The 14,163-nt window shown below is 75.0% G+C and carries 12 protein-coding genes; 8 read left to right on the top strand and 4 right to left on the bottom strand.

The window, feature by feature from the left end; genetic code table 11:
- The first annotated feature begins 18 nt into the window (after positions 1 to 18).
- The 3 genes from ABZZ17_RS00980 to ABZZ17_RS00990 are packed head-to-tail and all read left to right on the top strand — an operon-like array spanning position 19 to position 4,615.
- Complete coding sequence (locus ABZZ17_RS00980; protein WP_356870573.1) at positions 19 to 960, top strand: oxygenase MpaB family protein; 942 nt, start codon at positions 19 to 21, stop codon at positions 958 to 960.
- The gene (locus ABZZ17_RS00985; protein WP_356870575.1) at positions 942 to 3,032 is read left to right on the top strand and encodes a serine/threonine-protein kinase; all 2,091 of its coding nucleotides are present in this window, start codon (positions 942 to 944) and stop codon (positions 3,030 to 3,032) included. The genes ABZZ17_RS00980 and ABZZ17_RS00985 overlap by 19 nt, the downstream gene beginning before the upstream one ends.
- Positions 3,029 to 4,615, top strand: a complete 1,587-nt coding sequence (locus tag ABZZ17_RS00990; RefSeq protein ID WP_356870577.1) for an NAD(P)/FAD-dependent oxidoreductase — start codon at positions 3,029 to 3,031, stop codon at positions 4,613 to 4,615. The genes ABZZ17_RS00985 and ABZZ17_RS00990 overlap by 4 nt, the downstream gene beginning before the upstream one ends.
- A gap of 11 nt (positions 4,616 to 4,626) precedes the next feature.
- Here ABZZ17_RS00990 and ABZZ17_RS00995 read toward each other — a convergent pair whose 3' ends face one another.
- Together ABZZ17_RS00995 and ABZZ17_RS01000 are read right to left on the bottom strand one after the other, a co-directional pair.
- Positions 4,627 to 5,076 (bottom strand): nitroreductase family deazaflavin-dependent oxidoreductase, encoded by a 450-nt coding sequence (locus ABZZ17_RS00995; protein WP_356870579.1) that lies wholly within the window; start codon positions 5,074 to 5,076, stop codon positions 4,627 to 4,629.
- Between the two features lie 73 nt (positions 5,077 to 5,149).
- A complete protein-coding gene (locus ABZZ17_RS01000; RefSeq protein ID WP_356870581.1) occupies positions 5,150 to 6,322 on the bottom strand; it encodes an FAD-dependent monooxygenase in 1,173 nt (390 codons plus the stop codon).
- A gap of 87 nt (positions 6,323 to 6,409) precedes the next feature.
- On the opposite strand from ABZZ17_RS01000, the gene ABZZ17_RS01005 reads away from it, so the two are divergent.
- Positions 6,410 to 7,015 carry a TetR family transcriptional regulator gene (locus ABZZ17_RS01005; protein ID WP_356870583.1) on the top strand — a complete coding sequence of 202 codons (606 nt, stop codon included), beginning with the start codon at positions 6,410 to 6,412 and terminating at the stop codon, positions 7,013 to 7,015.
- Positions 7,016 to 7,112: 97 nt separating this feature from the next.
- Positions 7,113 to 7,490: a VOC family protein gene (locus ABZZ17_RS01010; RefSeq protein WP_356870585.1), complete on the top strand. Its 378-nt coding sequence runs from the start codon at positions 7,113 to 7,115 to the stop codon at positions 7,488 to 7,490.
- A gap of 12 nt (positions 7,491 to 7,502) precedes the next feature.
- Here the strand turns inward: ABZZ17_RS01010 and ABZZ17_RS01015 are convergent, their stop codons facing one another.
- On the bottom strand, positions 7,503 to 8,660 hold the full coding sequence (locus ABZZ17_RS01015) for an erythromycin esterase family protein (protein WP_356870587.1): 1,158 nt from the start codon (positions 8,658 to 8,660) through the stop codon (positions 7,503 to 7,505).
- Between the two features lie 90 nt (positions 8,661 to 8,750).
- Between ABZZ17_RS01015 and ABZZ17_RS01020 the strand changes: the two genes are divergently transcribed.
- On the top strand, positions 8,751 to 9,476 hold the full coding sequence (locus ABZZ17_RS01020; RefSeq protein WP_356870711.1) for a TioE family transcriptional regulator: 726 nt from the start codon (positions 8,751 to 8,753) through the stop codon (positions 9,474 to 9,476).
- Here ABZZ17_RS01020 and ABZZ17_RS01025 read toward each other — a convergent pair.
- Positions 9,473 to 11,323, bottom strand: a complete 1,851-nt coding sequence (locus ABZZ17_RS01025) for a serine hydrolase (RefSeq protein ID WP_356870589.1) — start codon at positions 11,321 to 11,323, stop codon at positions 9,473 to 9,475. The two genes, ABZZ17_RS01020 and ABZZ17_RS01025, sit on opposite strands and share 4 nt — an antisense overlap.
- A gap of 146 nt (positions 11,324 to 11,469) precedes the next feature.
- Here ABZZ17_RS01025 and ABZZ17_RS01030 point away from each other — a divergent pair, with 146 nt between their 5' ends.
- The gene (locus ABZZ17_RS01030; protein ID WP_356870591.1) at positions 11,470 to 12,567 is read left to right on the top strand and encodes a nitronate monooxygenase family protein; all 1,098 of its coding nucleotides are present in this window, start codon (positions 11,470 to 11,472) and stop codon (positions 12,565 to 12,567) included.
- Between the two features lie 32 nt (positions 12,568 to 12,599).
- Positions 12,600 to 14,156 carry an acyl-CoA synthetase gene (locus ABZZ17_RS01035; protein WP_356870593.1) on the top strand — a complete coding sequence of 519 codons (1,557 nt, stop codon included), beginning with the start codon at positions 12,600 to 12,602 and terminating at the stop codon, positions 14,154 to 14,156.
- The last annotated feature ends 7 nt before the right edge of the window (positions 14,157 to 14,163 follow it).

The raw sequence follows: 14,163 nt of genomic DNA on the forward strand, positions 1-14,163 counted from the left end.
CCGAGCGGGAGGCGGGCCATGGACGCAGCTCCGTACGAGGGTGCCGACCCCGGCCTGTACGGGCCGGACTCCGTCACCTGGCAGTGCCACGGCGACCCCGTCATGTGGATCGCCGGGGTCCGCGCCCTCTACCTCCAGGCCCTGCACCCCCGCGCGGTGCGCGGAGTCCTGGCGAACAGCGCCTTCGAGCAGGACGCCTGGGGCCGGCTGCTGCGCACCGCCGACTTCGTCGGCACCCTCACCTACGGCACCAGCGAGGCCGCCGAAGCGGCCGGAGCCCGGGTCCGCGCCATCCACCGCCGGCTCTCCGCCACCGATCCCGCCACCGGGGAACGCTTCCCCGTCGACGACCCCGCCCTGCTGCTCTGGGTGCACTGCGCCCAGATCGACAGCTTCCTCCACGTCCTGCTCCGCTCCGGGACCCCCCTCACCCCCGCCCAGGCCGACCGCTACGTGGACGAGAACCGGGTCAACGCCCGCCTGGTCGGCCTCGACCCCGAGGAGGTCCCGGCGGACAGGGCCGCACTCGCCGCGTACTTCGAGGGCGTGCGCCCCGAGCTGACCGCGGGCCCCGACGCCCGCGCCGTCGACGACTTCCTGCGCGCGCCGCCCGTCCACCCCCTCCTCGTCCCTGGCCGAAACCTGCTGTGGAGCCCGCTCGCCGCACTCGCCTACGGCTCCCTCCCGCCCTGGGCGCACGCGCTCTACGGCAGACCCGCCCCGCCCCCGCGCACCACCACCCGGCGCCTGCGCCTCACCGGCCACATCCTGCGCAGCATTCCCGCAGGTCTGCGGTGGCAGCTGCCGCCAGGTCACATCTTGAAAGCGATGCGCCGACTGGGCCCCGGGACCCGCCCCTCGGCGTACACACTGCGTACATCAGCGGCCATACTGGACCGGCCGGGGAGGGCGTGGCACGACGACGGGGGCGGCTTCAAGACATGGCGGAGTCCAGACTGATCCAGGGCCGGTACCGGTCGCTCGATCTGATCGGGCGCGGGGGCATGGGCGAGGTGTGGCGCGCCCGCGACGAGTCGCTGGGCCGGCAGGTCGCCGTCAAGTGCCTCAAGCCGGTCGGACACGACCAGGACGCCCACTTCACCCAGGTCCTGCGCGAGCGCTTCCGGCGCGAAGCGCGCGTCGCCGCCTCGCTCCAGCACCGCGGCGTCACCGTCGTGCACGACTTCGGCGACGACAGCGCGGCGGGCGGCCCCCTCTACCTGGTCATGGAACTGCTGGAGGGCCGCAACCTCAGCCAGCTGATGGAGGACAACGAGGCGCGCCCCCTGCCCGTCGACGTGGTCCTCGACATCGCCGAACAGATGGCCGCCGCCCTCGGCTACACCCACGACCAGGGCGTCGTCCACCGCGACCTCAAGCCCGCCAACATCATGCGGCTCACCGACGGCACGGTGAAGATCTGCGACTTCGGCATCGCCCGCCTCGCCCACGACATCGGCTTCACCGCCAAACTCACCGGCGGCGGCATGGCCATGGGCACCCCCCACTACATGTCGCCCGAGCAGATCGCCGGCGGCGAGGTCGACCACCGCAGCGACCTCTACTCCCTCGGCTGCGTCCTCTACGAGATCGCCACCGGCGCACCGCCCTTCGACCTCGGCGACTCCTGGTCCGTCCTGGTCGGCCACCGCGACACCGCGCCCGTCCCGCTGCGCGAACACCGCCCCGAGCTGCCCGGCCACTTCGAGGAACTGGTCCTCGACCTGCTGGCCAAGCGCCCCGAGGACCGCCCGGGCGACGCCCGCCACCTGCACCGGCGCCTGGTCGAGGCCCGCTTCGGCCCGGCCGGCCCGCCGGCCTCCCGGGCGCCGCTGCCCGCGTGGGCCAAGGGCATGACCGCCGGCCGCAAGGCCGGCACCGACGCCCGGCCCGCCAGCGGCGAGTGGGCCGTCCTCACCGGCTCCTGGACCGCCGCCCGCCCCGCCGGACGGACCGCGTACGGCTCCGGGGAGCAGCGCATCCTGCGGCCCGACGCCGCCGAGGACCCCCGGCTGACCGGCATGTACGCCCTGCCGCGCACCCCGCTGCCCGAGCCGGGCGACCCGGGGCACCCCGACGCGCTCGCCGCCGGGCACACCCGCGCGTTCGCCCTCAGCCGGGCCGGCCGCAACGAGGAGGCCCTCGCCGTGTACGCGGCCGTGGCCCGGGGCCGGGCCGCGGTGCTGGGCCCCGACCACCCCGACACCCTCGCCGCCCGCCAGGAGGAGGCGTACGAACTGGGGCGCCTGCGGCGCCACCGCGAGGCCTACGAGGTCTACGGCTCCGTACTCGCCGCCCGAGCCCGCACCATCGGCCCGCGCCACCCCGACACCCTGCGCTGCCGGCACAACCTCGCCTGCGCCCTGGGCGCCCTCGGCCGGCACGCCGACGCCTACGCCGCCGCCGCGGAGGTCGCCGCCGACCGCGCCGCCGTCCTCGGCGCCGAGCACGTCGACACCCTGCTCACCCGCTACGAGGCCGCCTACGCCCTCGGTCGGCTCGGCCGCTGGGAGGAGGCGCTCACCGGCTTCCGCCAGGTCGCCGCCGCCCGCGAACGCGTCCTCGGCCGCGACCACCCCGACGCCCTGGCCGCCCGCTACGAGACCGGCATCGCCCTCGGCCGCACCGGCCGCGCCGCCGAAGCCGTCGACGTGTTCCGGGCCCTGGCCGCCGACCGCACCCGGGCCTACGGCGCCGCCGACCCGGAGACCCTGCGCGCCCGCCACGTCCTCGGCGTCAACCTCGGCCGCCTCGACCGCTGGGAGGAAGCCGTCGCCGAGGCCCGCGAGGTGGGCGCGGCCCGCGCCGCCACCCTGGGCGCGGAACACCCCGACACCCTGGTCAGCCGCCGCGAACTCGCCGTCGGACTGGGCCGGCTGGGCCGCTGGGACGAGGCCCTGCCCCTCTACCGGGAACTGTCCGGCATCCGCGAACGCTCCCTCGGCGACGACCACCCCGACACGGCCCTGGCCCACGCCGACGAGGCACACTGTCTGGAGCGGCTCGGCCAGGTGTGTTACCAAGAGCCATGACAGCCAACACGGGCTCCCGGGGTTTCGCGCACGACGTGTACGACGCGGTGATCGTCGGCGGAGGCCACAACGGCCTCGTCGCCGCCGCCTACCTGGCCCGGGCCGGCCGCTCGGTGCTGGTCCTGGAGAGACTCGGGCACACCGGCGGCGCCGCCGTCTCCACCCGCCCCTTCGTGGGGCTCGACGCCCGCCTGTCGCGCTACTCGTACCTGGTCTCCCTGCTCCCCGCGAAGATCGTCCGCGACCTCGGCCTGCGGTTCGCGGTGCGCCGCCGCACGGTGTCCTCGTACACCCCCGTCGAGCGCGGGGGCCGCGCGGGCGGCCTCCTCGTCGGCGGCGGAGAGGACCGTACCCGGGAGTCCTTCGCCCGGCTGACCGGCTCGGACCGGGAGTACGAGCGCTGGCGCGCCTTCTACGGGACCACCGCCGAGGTCGCCCGGAAGGTCTTCCCCACCCTCACCGAGCCGCTGCCCACGCGCGAGGAACTGCGGGCCCGCGTAGGGGACGACGAGGCCTGGCGGACGTTCTTCGAAGAGCCGCTGGGCCGGGCCGTCGAGGACCACTTCGACGACGACCTGGTGCGCGGCGTGGTCCTGACCGACGGACTCATCGGCACCTTCGCCGACGCCCACGACCCCTCCCTCGCCCAGAACCGCTGCTTCCTCTACCACGTCATCGGCGGCGGCACCGGCGACTGGGACGTGCCCGTCGGCGGCATGGGCGCGCTCACCGACGCCCTGGCCGGCGCGGCCCGGGCCGCCGGGGCGGAGATCGTCACCGGCCACGAGGCGCTGCGCATCCACCCGGACGGCACCGCCCCCGCGGAGGTCTCCTTCCGCACGGAGGCGGGAGAGGGCAGCGTCACCGCCCGCACCGTCCTGGTCAACGCCTCGCCCCGGGCCCTGGCCGAACTCCTCGGCGAGGACCCCGGCGCCGCTCCCGCCCCGGAGGGCGCCCAGCTGAAGGTCAACATGCTGCTGAGCCGCCTGCCCCGGCTCCGGGACACCTCCGTGGACCCCCGCGAGGCCTTCGGGGGCACCTTCCACATCGCCGAGGGCTACGAGCAGCTGCGGCGCGCCCACGCGGAGGCCGCCGCCGGCGAACTGCCCTCCGTACCGCCCTCGGAGATCTACTGCCACTCCCTGACCGACCCCTCGATCCTGGGTGCGGACCTGGTGGAGCGGGGCTACCAGACGCTCACCCTGTTCGGCCTGCACACCCCGGCCCGGCTGTTCGAGAAGGACAACCGGCAGGCCCGCGAGGTCCTGCTGACCGCCACCCTGGCCCAGCTGGACGCGCACCTGGCCGAACCGCTCACCGACTGCCTGGCCTTCGACGCCGACGGCCGGCCCTGCATCGAGGCCAAGACCCCCGTCGACCTGGAACGCGAACTGCGCCTGCCCGGCGGCCACATCTTCCACCGCGACCTGTCCTGGCCGTACGCGGACGCCGCGACGCCGGGCCGCTGGGGCGTGGAGACCGCCCACCCCACCGTCCTGCTGTGCGGAGCCGGCGCGGCACGCGGCGGCGGAGTCAGCGGCATCCCGGGCCACAACGCGGCGATGGCGGTACTGGGCCGCTGAACCGGGCGGGGCTACTCGGCCGGTTCGATGACGACGACCGGGATCTCGCGGTCCGTCTTGGCCTGGTACTCGTCGTACGCGGGCCAGTGCCCGACCATGACCGGCCAGAACGCGGCGCGCTCCGCCGGCGTCGCGGTGCGGGCCGTGCCCTGGAAGACCTTCGGGCCGACCTGCACGCGGACCTCGGGGTGTTCGGTCAGGTTCCGGTACCAGAGCGGGTGCGCCGCGTCGCCGCCCTTGGAGGCGACGACCAGGTAACGGCTCCCGTCCTCGCCGTAGATGAGGGGGGTCCGCACGGGCTTGCCGGAGACCCGGCCGAGGGTGGTGAGCAGGAGGGTCTGGGTGCCGTTCCACTCCCGGCCCTGCGCACCGTTCGAGCCCACGTACAGCTTGACGTGGTCCAGCTGCCAGGTGCCTTCCCGGGGGTCGGTCGGGTGGTCCCAGTCGATGTCGGTGGTCATACGGCTTCGCCTGCCTTCGTGTTGAACGGTCAACCGTCTCGACAACGACCGCCGATGCCCCCGGGCACGCTCCTCAGGCCGCGCGTCCGGCAGGGACGCCCGGGAGGGTGAACCCCTCGAAGAGGTCGTCCAGGGCCCGCCGCGCGGCGCGGGCCGGCGTCGCCCGGACGGCGAGGTCGCGGGCGGCCACGGCCAGCGGGTGGGTGAGGCCCGCGACGCGGCCCGCGCGGCGGGCGCGGACCCGGATGGCGTCGGTACGGGCGAGGCGGGCCCGGGTGTAGGCGGCGAGGGCCTCCGGCACCGGCCGCCCGTCCAGCAGGTGGGCCAGGACGACGGCGTCCTCGACGGCCTGGCAGCCGCCCTGCCCCAGGTTGGGGGTCATGGCGTGCGCGGCGTCGCCGACCCAGGCGACGCGGCCGTGGTGCAGGCGGGGGAGCGGGGCGGCCAGGTCGTACAGGTCGTGCTGGAGCACCGTCGCGGGGTCGATCCGCTCCAGGAGGGCCGGGATCGGATGGTGCCAGGTGCCGTGGTGCCGCAGGAGTTCGGTGCGGACGTCCGCGGGCCGGTAGCCGGCGGGCACGACGGCGGTGGCGTAGAGGTAGGTCCGGCCGTCGGCCAGCGGGACCGTCCCGAAGCGGCGGCCGCGGCCCCAGGTCTCGGCCGCCTCGGTGGGGGCGGCGCCCGCCGGGAGCACGGTGCGCCAGGCGGTCTCCCCGCTGTACCGCAGGCCGGGGTGGCCGGGGAAGTACCGGCGGCGCAGCGGGCTGTGGATGCCGTCGGCGGCGATCACCACGTCGGCGGTGAACTCCCCGGACGCGGTACGGACCACCGGGCGGCCCCCGGCCTCCTCCACGGCCGTGACGTCCGCCCCGTACCGCAGGGCGCCCCCGGGGAGGCCCGCGGCCAGGGCGGCGGCGAGGTCGGAGCGGTGCACGGCGAGCGGCGGCCGGCCGTAACGCGCGACCAGGCCGGCGGTGTCGGCGCGGCTGAGCCAGGCGCCCGTCGGCCGGCGCAGCCCCATCCCGGCGGGGACGGCGCCGCCCGCCGCCCGGGTCGCGTCGAACCCGATGGCGTCGAAGGCGCGCAGGGCGTTGGGGGCGAGGACGATGCCCGCCCCGAGGGCGGCCGGCCCGTCGGCCCGTTCGCAGACGGTGACCCGCCAGCCGCGGCGGTGCAGCGCGAGGGCGGCGGTGAGGCCGCCGATCCCGCCCCCGGCGATGACGGCGTGGCGTGGGCGTTCCGGCATGGCGCGGCCTCCTGCTGCTCGACGGTCCCCGGAGCCTCTACATCCGTAGAGCCCGATGCCCTCACTCTACAGCTGTAGAGTGAGGGCATGTCCACCCCCGACGACGCCCCACCGCCCGCCCCGGACCGCAGGACCCTGATCGCGGACACCGCGATCGGCCTGGTGGCCGCGGGCGGACTGCGGAGCCTCACGCACCGCGCCGTCGACGGCGCCGCGGCGCTGCCGGCGGGCAGCACCTCGTACTACTTCCGGACGCGGACGGCGCTGATCGGCGCCTGCTACCGGCGGCTCGCCGAGCTGGACCTGCACGACCTCGACGGGGACGCCCCGCCCGTACCGCCCGACCGGGACACCGCGGCGCGAGCCCTCGGCGGGCTGCTCCACCGCTGGCTCACCGAGGGCCGCGAGCGCCAGCTGGCCCGTTTCGAGCTCAGCCTGGAGGCCGCCCGGAACCCGGAACTGGAGCCCGAACTGCACCGGGCGGGCCTGCACGCCCGGGCCCGCGCGGCCGCCCTCCTCGCGGCCCTGGGCGCCCCCCGGCCGCAGGAGGCCGCCGAACTCGTCGCCGCCTGGACCGACGGCCTGCTCTACGACCGTCTCGCCGGCTCCCTGGCCCGCTCCCGCCCCGTCCCGGACCCGGCCGAACTGACGGCCACCGTCCGGCGCATGCTCGACGCGGTCCTCGCGCCGTAACCGACCGGGCAGCAGGGGACCGCGCCGTGGCGGGCCGTGTCGGACCGTGCCGTGGCGGCTCGGGCCGCAGGGCATCGGGCCCGTCTACGATCCCGCCATGATCGCTGAACTGCAGTGCGTGGCCCTCGACTGTCCCGACCCGCTGCGCCTCGCCGAGTTCTACGCGGCGCTCCTGGGCGGCGCCGTCAACCAGCCGGACCGGCGCTGGGAGGTGGACGCGGACTGGGCCACCCTGCACACCCCCACCGGGACGGTCCTCGCCTTCCAGCGGGTCGCCGGCCACCGGCCCCCCGCCTGGCCCGACCCCGCCCGCCCGCAGCAGTACCACATGGACCTCGGCGTTCCCGATCTCGACCGGGTACGGGAACAGGTGCTCGCCCTCGGGGCGACGCTCCTCGACACGAGCCACGACGCGGAAGGCTGGCACGTGTACGCCGACCCGGCCGGCCACCCCTTCTGCCTGGTCCGCGCCTGAGGTCCGGCCGGTCTACGTGCCCGGAAGGGCGCCGCGGTCCGCGTCCGCGCCGACGTGGAGGACCGCGTCCGCCGCGCCCAGGGTCTCCCGGTCGAGCGGCGCGTAGCCCTGCTGCGGGGTGGTGTCCGTACGGGTGCGGGCGGGACCGGCGGCGTCCGCCGGGACGAGGCCCCACCCGGTGACGCGGCGTTGCAGCAGGCCCTCGTGGGTGTCCGGCCGGGGTTCGGGAAGCCCGATCGCCTCGCTGCGGCCGAGGCCGCCGGCGACGTAGGCGTACCGCTCGCCCAGCAGGGACCCCACGATGGCGCCGGCGCCCGACCACGCGAGGTCCGTCTCCGGCAACGGCCACCTGCTCGGGTTCCGCTGGAGGTGGAGGCTGTGGGCGAAGACCAGCGTCGCGCCGCGTCCGGCCTCGACGTTCCGGACGGCGAGGAGGTTGCGGGCCATGAGCGCGTCCCGGGTGGCCAGTTGCCGCGAGAACCGTTCCGTCCGGTCTCCCGGCCGGGCCGACTCCCGGTGGTAGCGCAGCAGCCCGAGCCCGGTGGTGAGGTGGGCCTCGGCCCGGAACCAGGCGGCGCGCGAGGTCGCCGGGACCAGCTCCGCCGCGCGCGCGTGGAGGGAGTCGAGCATGTCGTAGGCGACCGACCGCAGTCTCTCGGCCCCGGCCGTCGCGCCCATGGACACGGCCGGATCCAGGACGGCCTCCGGGCGGCTCCACCGCTCGTCGTCTCCGGCGAGGGCCGCCAGGTCGGTGTCGAGGCCCAGGTAGTCGCGCGCGTGCGCGAGGTAGGGGCGGGGACTGGGTGCGCCGGTCATCTCCGTCGGTACGTCGAAACCGTGGAAGGCCAGCCGCTCCCGCGCGGGGCGGTCCTCGTTGTGGGCGCGCATCCAGGCGATCAGCTGCCTGTTGGCGTCCAGCTCGCCGAGGCCGTGCGAGAAGCCCGTGCCCATCGCGGAGTCGAGGGTGCCCGCGCCGTTCCGGACGAAGTCGTCCACGGCGAGCGCGGTGACGCGGTCGGTTTCCAGAGCGATCGACCGGAAGCCGTGGCCGGCCAGCTGCGCGAACAGCGCGTTGCGGATCCACGCGAAGGCGCGCGCCCGGTGCGTCGGCTCGCCCAGCGCCAGCAGTTCACACGACGGGGTCACGAAGTCTCGGATGTCCTGAGTCATGTGCCACAAGCGTATCCTTGAAAGCCCGGTGGAGACTTTTCCTGCATCCGCCGCCCATAGGGGCCGGAAAGTTTCAAAGAGGAGGGAACCCTGAGGCCCGCTGACCTCGCGCGTGAGCACGGCATCTCGACCCAGGCGGTCCGCAACTACGAACGCGACGGGTACCTCCCGCCCGCCGACCGCACGCCCAGCGGCTACCGGGTCTACACCGCGGTCCACGCGGCGGCCCTGCGCGCGTTCCTCTCGCTCGTTCCGGCGTACGGACGCGCCGCCGCCGGACAGATCATGAAGGCGCTCCACGACGGCGCCCCCGACGAAGCCCTCACCGTCATCGACCGCGGCCACGAACGGCTGCTCCGCGACCGCGAGACGCTCGACGCGGTGGAACGGGCCCTGGACCACCTCACGGCGGCGGGGCCGGGAACCGCACCGGAGCCCCGGACCGGTCCGGCCGGTCCGGCCGGTCCCGGCACCCGGACCATCGGGGACCTCGCGCACCGACTCGGCGTCACCCCGGCCACCTTGCGCACCTGGGAACGCCTCGGCATCCTCACCCCCGCCCGCGACCCGGCCACCGGGTACCGGGTCTACCGCGCCGGGGACGTACGGGACGCCGAGCTCGCCCACCTGCTGCGACGCGGGGGCCACCCGCTGGACCACATCTCCACCGTGGTCCGGCAGGTCAGAACGGCCGGCGGCACCGAAGCCCTGTCCGCCGCCCTGACCGACCGGCGGCGCGCGCTCACCGCCCGGGGCCGCGCCATGCTCGACGCGGCGACGAGGCTCGCCCCCTACCTGGAACGCCTCGACACCTAGTCCGCCGAGCGGGTCCAGCCGACGGCTTCGATGCGGGCCGCGTCCGCGGGGCGGTCCTCGGCGAAGAGCAGGCGGGCCGGTTCGGCCACGCGCAGGACGTCCACGTACACCCCGCGTCCGACGTAACGGCCGGTGGCCCCGTGGCGGAAGCGGAGCCGGACCTCGCGGCCCGGGCGGGCGGGCAGGGCGGCCTCCAGGCGGTGCCAGATGCGGCCCGACCAGCCGCCGGCGGAGCCCCGCGGCCACTGCTCGGGGGTGCCGCCCGTGGTCCGTACCGTGCTGAACGGGAGCGGCTCCCAGCCCGTCCCGTCCTCGGAGACCTCCAAGTGGAACGCGCCCTCGCCCGGCACCGTGTCCCACCACACGGCACAGCGCAGCCGGGCGTTCGCGGTGGCGGGGGTCAGCGGCGGGAGCGTGAGGGTGCCCGAGCCGCCGGTCTCCATGCCGGAGTACCAGGCCGCGCCGCCGTGCCTGGTACGGACGGGCACGGCCCGGGCGAAGCGGTTGCCGACGGCGACGCGGGGCGCGCTGCCCGCCCGCCACGTCCGCACGGGGTGGACGGAGTTGCCGAGCAGGATCAGGAAGGAGTCGGTGGACGGGTCCAGGACGAGGGAGGTGCCGGTGAAGCCCGTGTGCCCGGCGGAGTGCGGGGTGGCCATGGCGCCCATGTACCAGTGCTGGTACAGCTCGAACCCGAGGCCGTGGTCGTCGCCCGGGAAGGCGGTGTTGTAGTCGGTGAAGAGCAGTTCGACCGAGGCCGGGCGCAGGATGCGCCTGCCCGCGTAGACCCCGCCGTCGAGCAGGGTGCGGGCCAGGACGGCCAGGTCCCAGGCCGTGCCGAACACTCCCGCGTGGCCGGCGACCCCGCCCAGGGCGTGGGCGTTCTCGTCGTGGACCTCGCCCCACACCAGCCCCCGGTCCAGCCCCGACCAGGGCGGACGCTGCACTTCCGTCGCGGCGGTGACCCGGCGCCAGGAGAGCGGCGGGTTGTAGCGCGTGCGGTGCATCCCGAGCGGAGCGGTGATCTCGTCGTGGAGCAGGGCGTCCAGAGTGCGGCCGGTGATCCGTTCCAGGAGCAGCTGGAGCGCGATGAGGTTGAGGTCGGAGTACCGGTACACCGTCCCCGGGGTCTCCTGCGGGCGCACCGACCACAGCAGGCGCAACCGCCCCTCACGGGTGGGTTCCTGGTAGAAGGGCGCCCACGAGCGCAGCCCCGAGGTGTGCGTGAGGAGCTGCCGGACCGTGACCGACTCCTTGCCGCCGCCGGTGAACTCCGGCAGGTAGCGGTCCACCGTCGCCTCCAGCTCCAGCCGGCCCCGCTCCATCTGCTGCACGGCCAGGATGGAGGTGAACAGCTTGCTCAGGGAGGCCAGGTCGAAGACGGTGTCCTCGGCCATCGCGATCCGCTCGGCGGCGGGGAACTCCCGGGGCCGGTCGGTCCGTCCGTCGTAGTCCGCGTACCGGACCGCGTCACCCACGGCCCGGTGGAGGGCGATCGTGCGGCCCCGCCCGGCGAGGACCACCGCCCCCGCGTAGTAGGGGTGTTCGGGGGAGGGGCCGAGGAAGCGCCGGGCCTCGTCCACGACGCCGTCGAGGTGCTTCTCCAGCAACCCGGCCTGTCGGGCCGACCCGTAGCGCAGCCGCAGCCCCTGCAACGCGCGCCGCTCGGCCGGGTTCCCCGCGGCCCCGGCCCCCGCGCCCGGCAGCGCGGCGTGCAGGACGAGGACCCCGCCCAGTGCCAGCAGCCGCGCCCCGAGCCGCCGTCGGCTCAGCCCGCCGCCCCGGGCCGCGACCGTCTCCCGCCCGGCCGCCGCATCCGCCTCCGCGGTCGTACCCGTACCGCCCATGTCGGCCCTCCTGTCCCTGCCCGCGCACGCTACTGGGTATCTGCCCGCCCGCCCCGCACCCTCCGCACCGACCGGCCCCCAAAGAATCTGACACAGCATCAGAAAATCTCTTCCCTCGGCCGCCGCCCTGCGGCATCCTCACGCCCATGGAGACGGAGCTGAGCAAGAAACTGGGAGTCGAGCACGCCATCTTCGGCTTCACGCCCTTCCCCGCGGTCGCCGCGGCCATCACCCGCGCGGGCGGCTTCGGCGTGCTCGGCGCGGTCCGCTACACCGCCCCCGACGACCTCAAACGCGACCTCGACTGGATGCAGGCGCACACCGACGGCAAGCCGTACGGTCTCGACGTCGTCATGCCGGCCAAGAAGGCCGTCGACGGCATCTCCGAGGCCGACATCGAGGCGATGATCCCGGCCGCGCACCGCGAGTTCGTCCGCGACACCCTCGCCAAGCACCACGTACCCGAACTGGCCGAGGGCGAGGCCTCCGGCTGGCGGATCACCGGCTGGATGGAGCAGGTCGCCCGCAACCAGCTCGACGTCGCCTTCGACTACCCGATCAAACTCCTGGCGAACGCCCTCGGCTCCCCGCCCGCCGACGTCATCCGCCGCGCCCACGACCACGGCGTCCTCGTCGCCGCCCTCGCGGGCAGCGCGAAGCACGCCCGCCGGCACGCCGACGCCGGCATCGACATCGTCGTCGCCCAGGGCTACGAGGCCGGCGGCCACACCGGCGACATCGCCACCATGGTCCTCGTCCCCGAGATCGTCGAGGCCGTCGCCCCGCTCCCGGTGCTGGCCGCCGGAGGCATCGGCAGCGGCGAACAGATCGCCGCCGCCCTCGCCCTCGGCGCCGAGGGCGCCTGGCTGGGCTCCCTCTGGCTCACCACCACCGAGGCCGACCTGCACTCCCGCGCCCTCACCGCGAAGCTCCTCGCCGCGGGCTCCGGCGACACCGTCCGCTCCCGCGCCCTCACCGGCAAGCCGGCCCGCCAACTGCGCACCGAGTGGACCGACGCCTGGGACGACCCGGACGGCCCCGGAGCGCTCCCCATGCCGCTCCAGGGCCTGCTCGTGGCCGAGGCCGTCTCCCGGATCCAGAAGTACGAGGTCCAGCCGCTGCTCGGCACCCCCGTCGGGCAGATCGTCGGCCGGATGAACGAGGAACGCGGCGTCCAGGCCGTCTTCGACGACCTCACCAGCGGCTTCGAGCGTGCCATCAACCGCATCGCGGGCCGGGCCTGAGGCGCGCGGTCCCGAGAGGAGTGGGCAGCAGCATGAGCGACGGACAACCCCCCAACGGCTTCTGGGCCCAGGCGGCCGCGGACCCCGGCCGCACCGCACTGATCACCCCCGAGGGCGAGGAGTGGAGCGCGGCCCGGCTGCACGCCGACGTCAACCGGCTCGTCCACGGGCTGCGCGCGGCGGGCCTGGAGGAGGGTGACGCCTTCGCCGTCGTCCTCCCCAACGGCGTCGAGTTCTTCACCGCCTACCTCGCCGCCTCCCAGGCCGGGTTCTACCTGGTGCCGGTCAACCACCACCTCGTCGGCCCCGAGATCGCCTGGATCGTCTCCGACTCCGGCGCCAAGGTCCTCATCGCCCACGAGCGCTTCGCGCGGGCCGCCACCGACGCGGCCGACGAGGCGGGACTGCCGGGGAGCCACCGCTTCGCCGTCGGAGCCGTCGAGGGCTTCCGCCCGTACGCCGAACTCCTCGACGGACAGCCCGACTCGCCGCCCCCCGGGCGCACCCTCGGCTGGGTGATGAACTACACCTCCGGCACGACGGGCCGCCCCCGCGGCATCCGCCGGCCACTGCCCGGCAAGCTCCCGGAGGAGACGTACCTCGGCGGCTTCCTCGGCATCTTCGGGATCCGGCCCTTCGACGGCAACGTCCACCTCGTCTGCTCGCCGCTCTACCACACCGCCGTGCTCCAGTTCGCCGGGGCTTCCCTGCACATCGGGCACCCGCTGGTCCTGATGGACAAGTGGACGCCGCAGGAGATGCTGCGCCTCATCGACGCGCACGCCTGCACGCACACCCACATGGTCCCCACCCAGTTCCACCGCCTCCTCGCCCTCCCGCAGGAGGTCAAGGACGCCTACGACGTCTCCTCGATGCGGCACGCCATCCACGGCGCCGCACCCTGCCCCGACCACGTCAAGCGGGCGATGATCGACTGGTGGGGCCGCTGCGTGGAGGAGTACTACGCGGCGAGCGAGGGCGGCGGCGCCTTCGCCACCGCCGAGGACTGGCTCAAGCGGCCGGGAACGGTCGGCAGGGCCTGGCCGATCAGCGAACTCGCCGTCTTCGACGACGACGGCAACCGGCTGCCGCCCGGCGAACTGGGCACCGTCTACATCAAGATGAACACCGGCGGCTTCAGCTACCACAAGGACGAGGACAAGACGAAGAAGAACCGCATCGGGGACTTCTTCACCGTCGGCGACCTCGGCCTGCTCGACGAGGAGGGCTACCTCTTCCTCCGCGACCGCAAGATCGACATGATCATCTCCGGCGGGGTGAACATCTACCCCGCCGAGATCGAGTCGGCCCTCCTCACCCACCCGGCCGTCGCGGACGCCGCCGCCTTCGGCATCCCGCACGAGTCCTGGGGCGAGGAGGTCAAGGCGGTCATCGAGCCCGCCGAGGGCTTCGCGGCCGGGGACGCGCTGGCCGCCGAGATCCTGCACCACTGCGAACGCCGGCTCGCCGGCTACAAGCGCCCCAAGTCGGTCGACTTCATCGAGACCATGCCCCGCGACCCCAACGGCAAGCTGTACAAGCGCCGGCTGCGCGACCCCTACTGGGAGGGCCGCGAACGCGCCCTGTGACCGGGGG

It is taken from the genome of Streptomyces sp. NPDC006512 (assembly GCF_040611935.1).
Taxonomy (GTDB): Bacteria; Actinomycetota; Actinomycetes; order Streptomycetales; family Streptomycetaceae; genus Streptomyces.

Coding starts and splice junctions, on each gene's coding strand:
- ABZZ17_RS00980 (WP_356870573.1), top strand. CDS start 19: ATGGACGCAGCTCCGTACGAGGGTGCCGACCCCGGCCTGTACGGGCCG.
- ABZZ17_RS00985 (WP_356870575.1), top strand. CDS start 942: ATGGCGGAGTCCAGACTGATCCAGGGCCGGTACCGGTCGCTCGATCTG.
- ABZZ17_RS00990 (WP_356870577.1), top strand. CDS start 3,029: ATGACAGCCAACACGGGCTCCCGGGGTTTCGCGCACGACGTGTACGAC.
- ABZZ17_RS00995 (WP_356870579.1), bottom strand. CDS start 5,076: ATGACCACCGACATCGACTGGGACCACCCGACCGACCCCCGGGAAGGC.
- ABZZ17_RS01000 (WP_356870581.1), bottom strand. CDS start 6,322: ATGCCGGAACGCCCACGCCACGCCGTCATCGCCGGGGGCGGGATCGGC.
- ABZZ17_RS01005 (WP_356870583.1), top strand. CDS start 6,410: ATGTCCACCCCCGACGACGCCCCACCGCCCGCCCCGGACCGCAGGACC.
- ABZZ17_RS01010 (WP_356870585.1), top strand. CDS start 7,113: ATGATCGCTGAACTGCAGTGCGTGGCCCTCGACTGTCCCGACCCGCTG.
- ABZZ17_RS01015 (WP_356870587.1), bottom strand. CDS start 8,660: ATGACTCAGGACATCCGAGACTTCGTGACCCCGTCGTGTGAACTGCTG.
- ABZZ17_RS01025 (WP_356870589.1), bottom strand. CDS start 11,323: ATGGGCGGTACGGGTACGACCGCGGAGGCGGATGCGGCGGCCGGGCGG.
- ABZZ17_RS01030 (WP_356870591.1), top strand. CDS start 11,470: ATGGAGACGGAGCTGAGCAAGAAACTGGGAGTCGAGCACGCCATCTTC.
- ABZZ17_RS01035 (WP_356870593.1), top strand. CDS start 12,600: ATGAGCGACGGACAACCCCCCAACGGCTTCTGGGCCCAGGCGGCCGCG.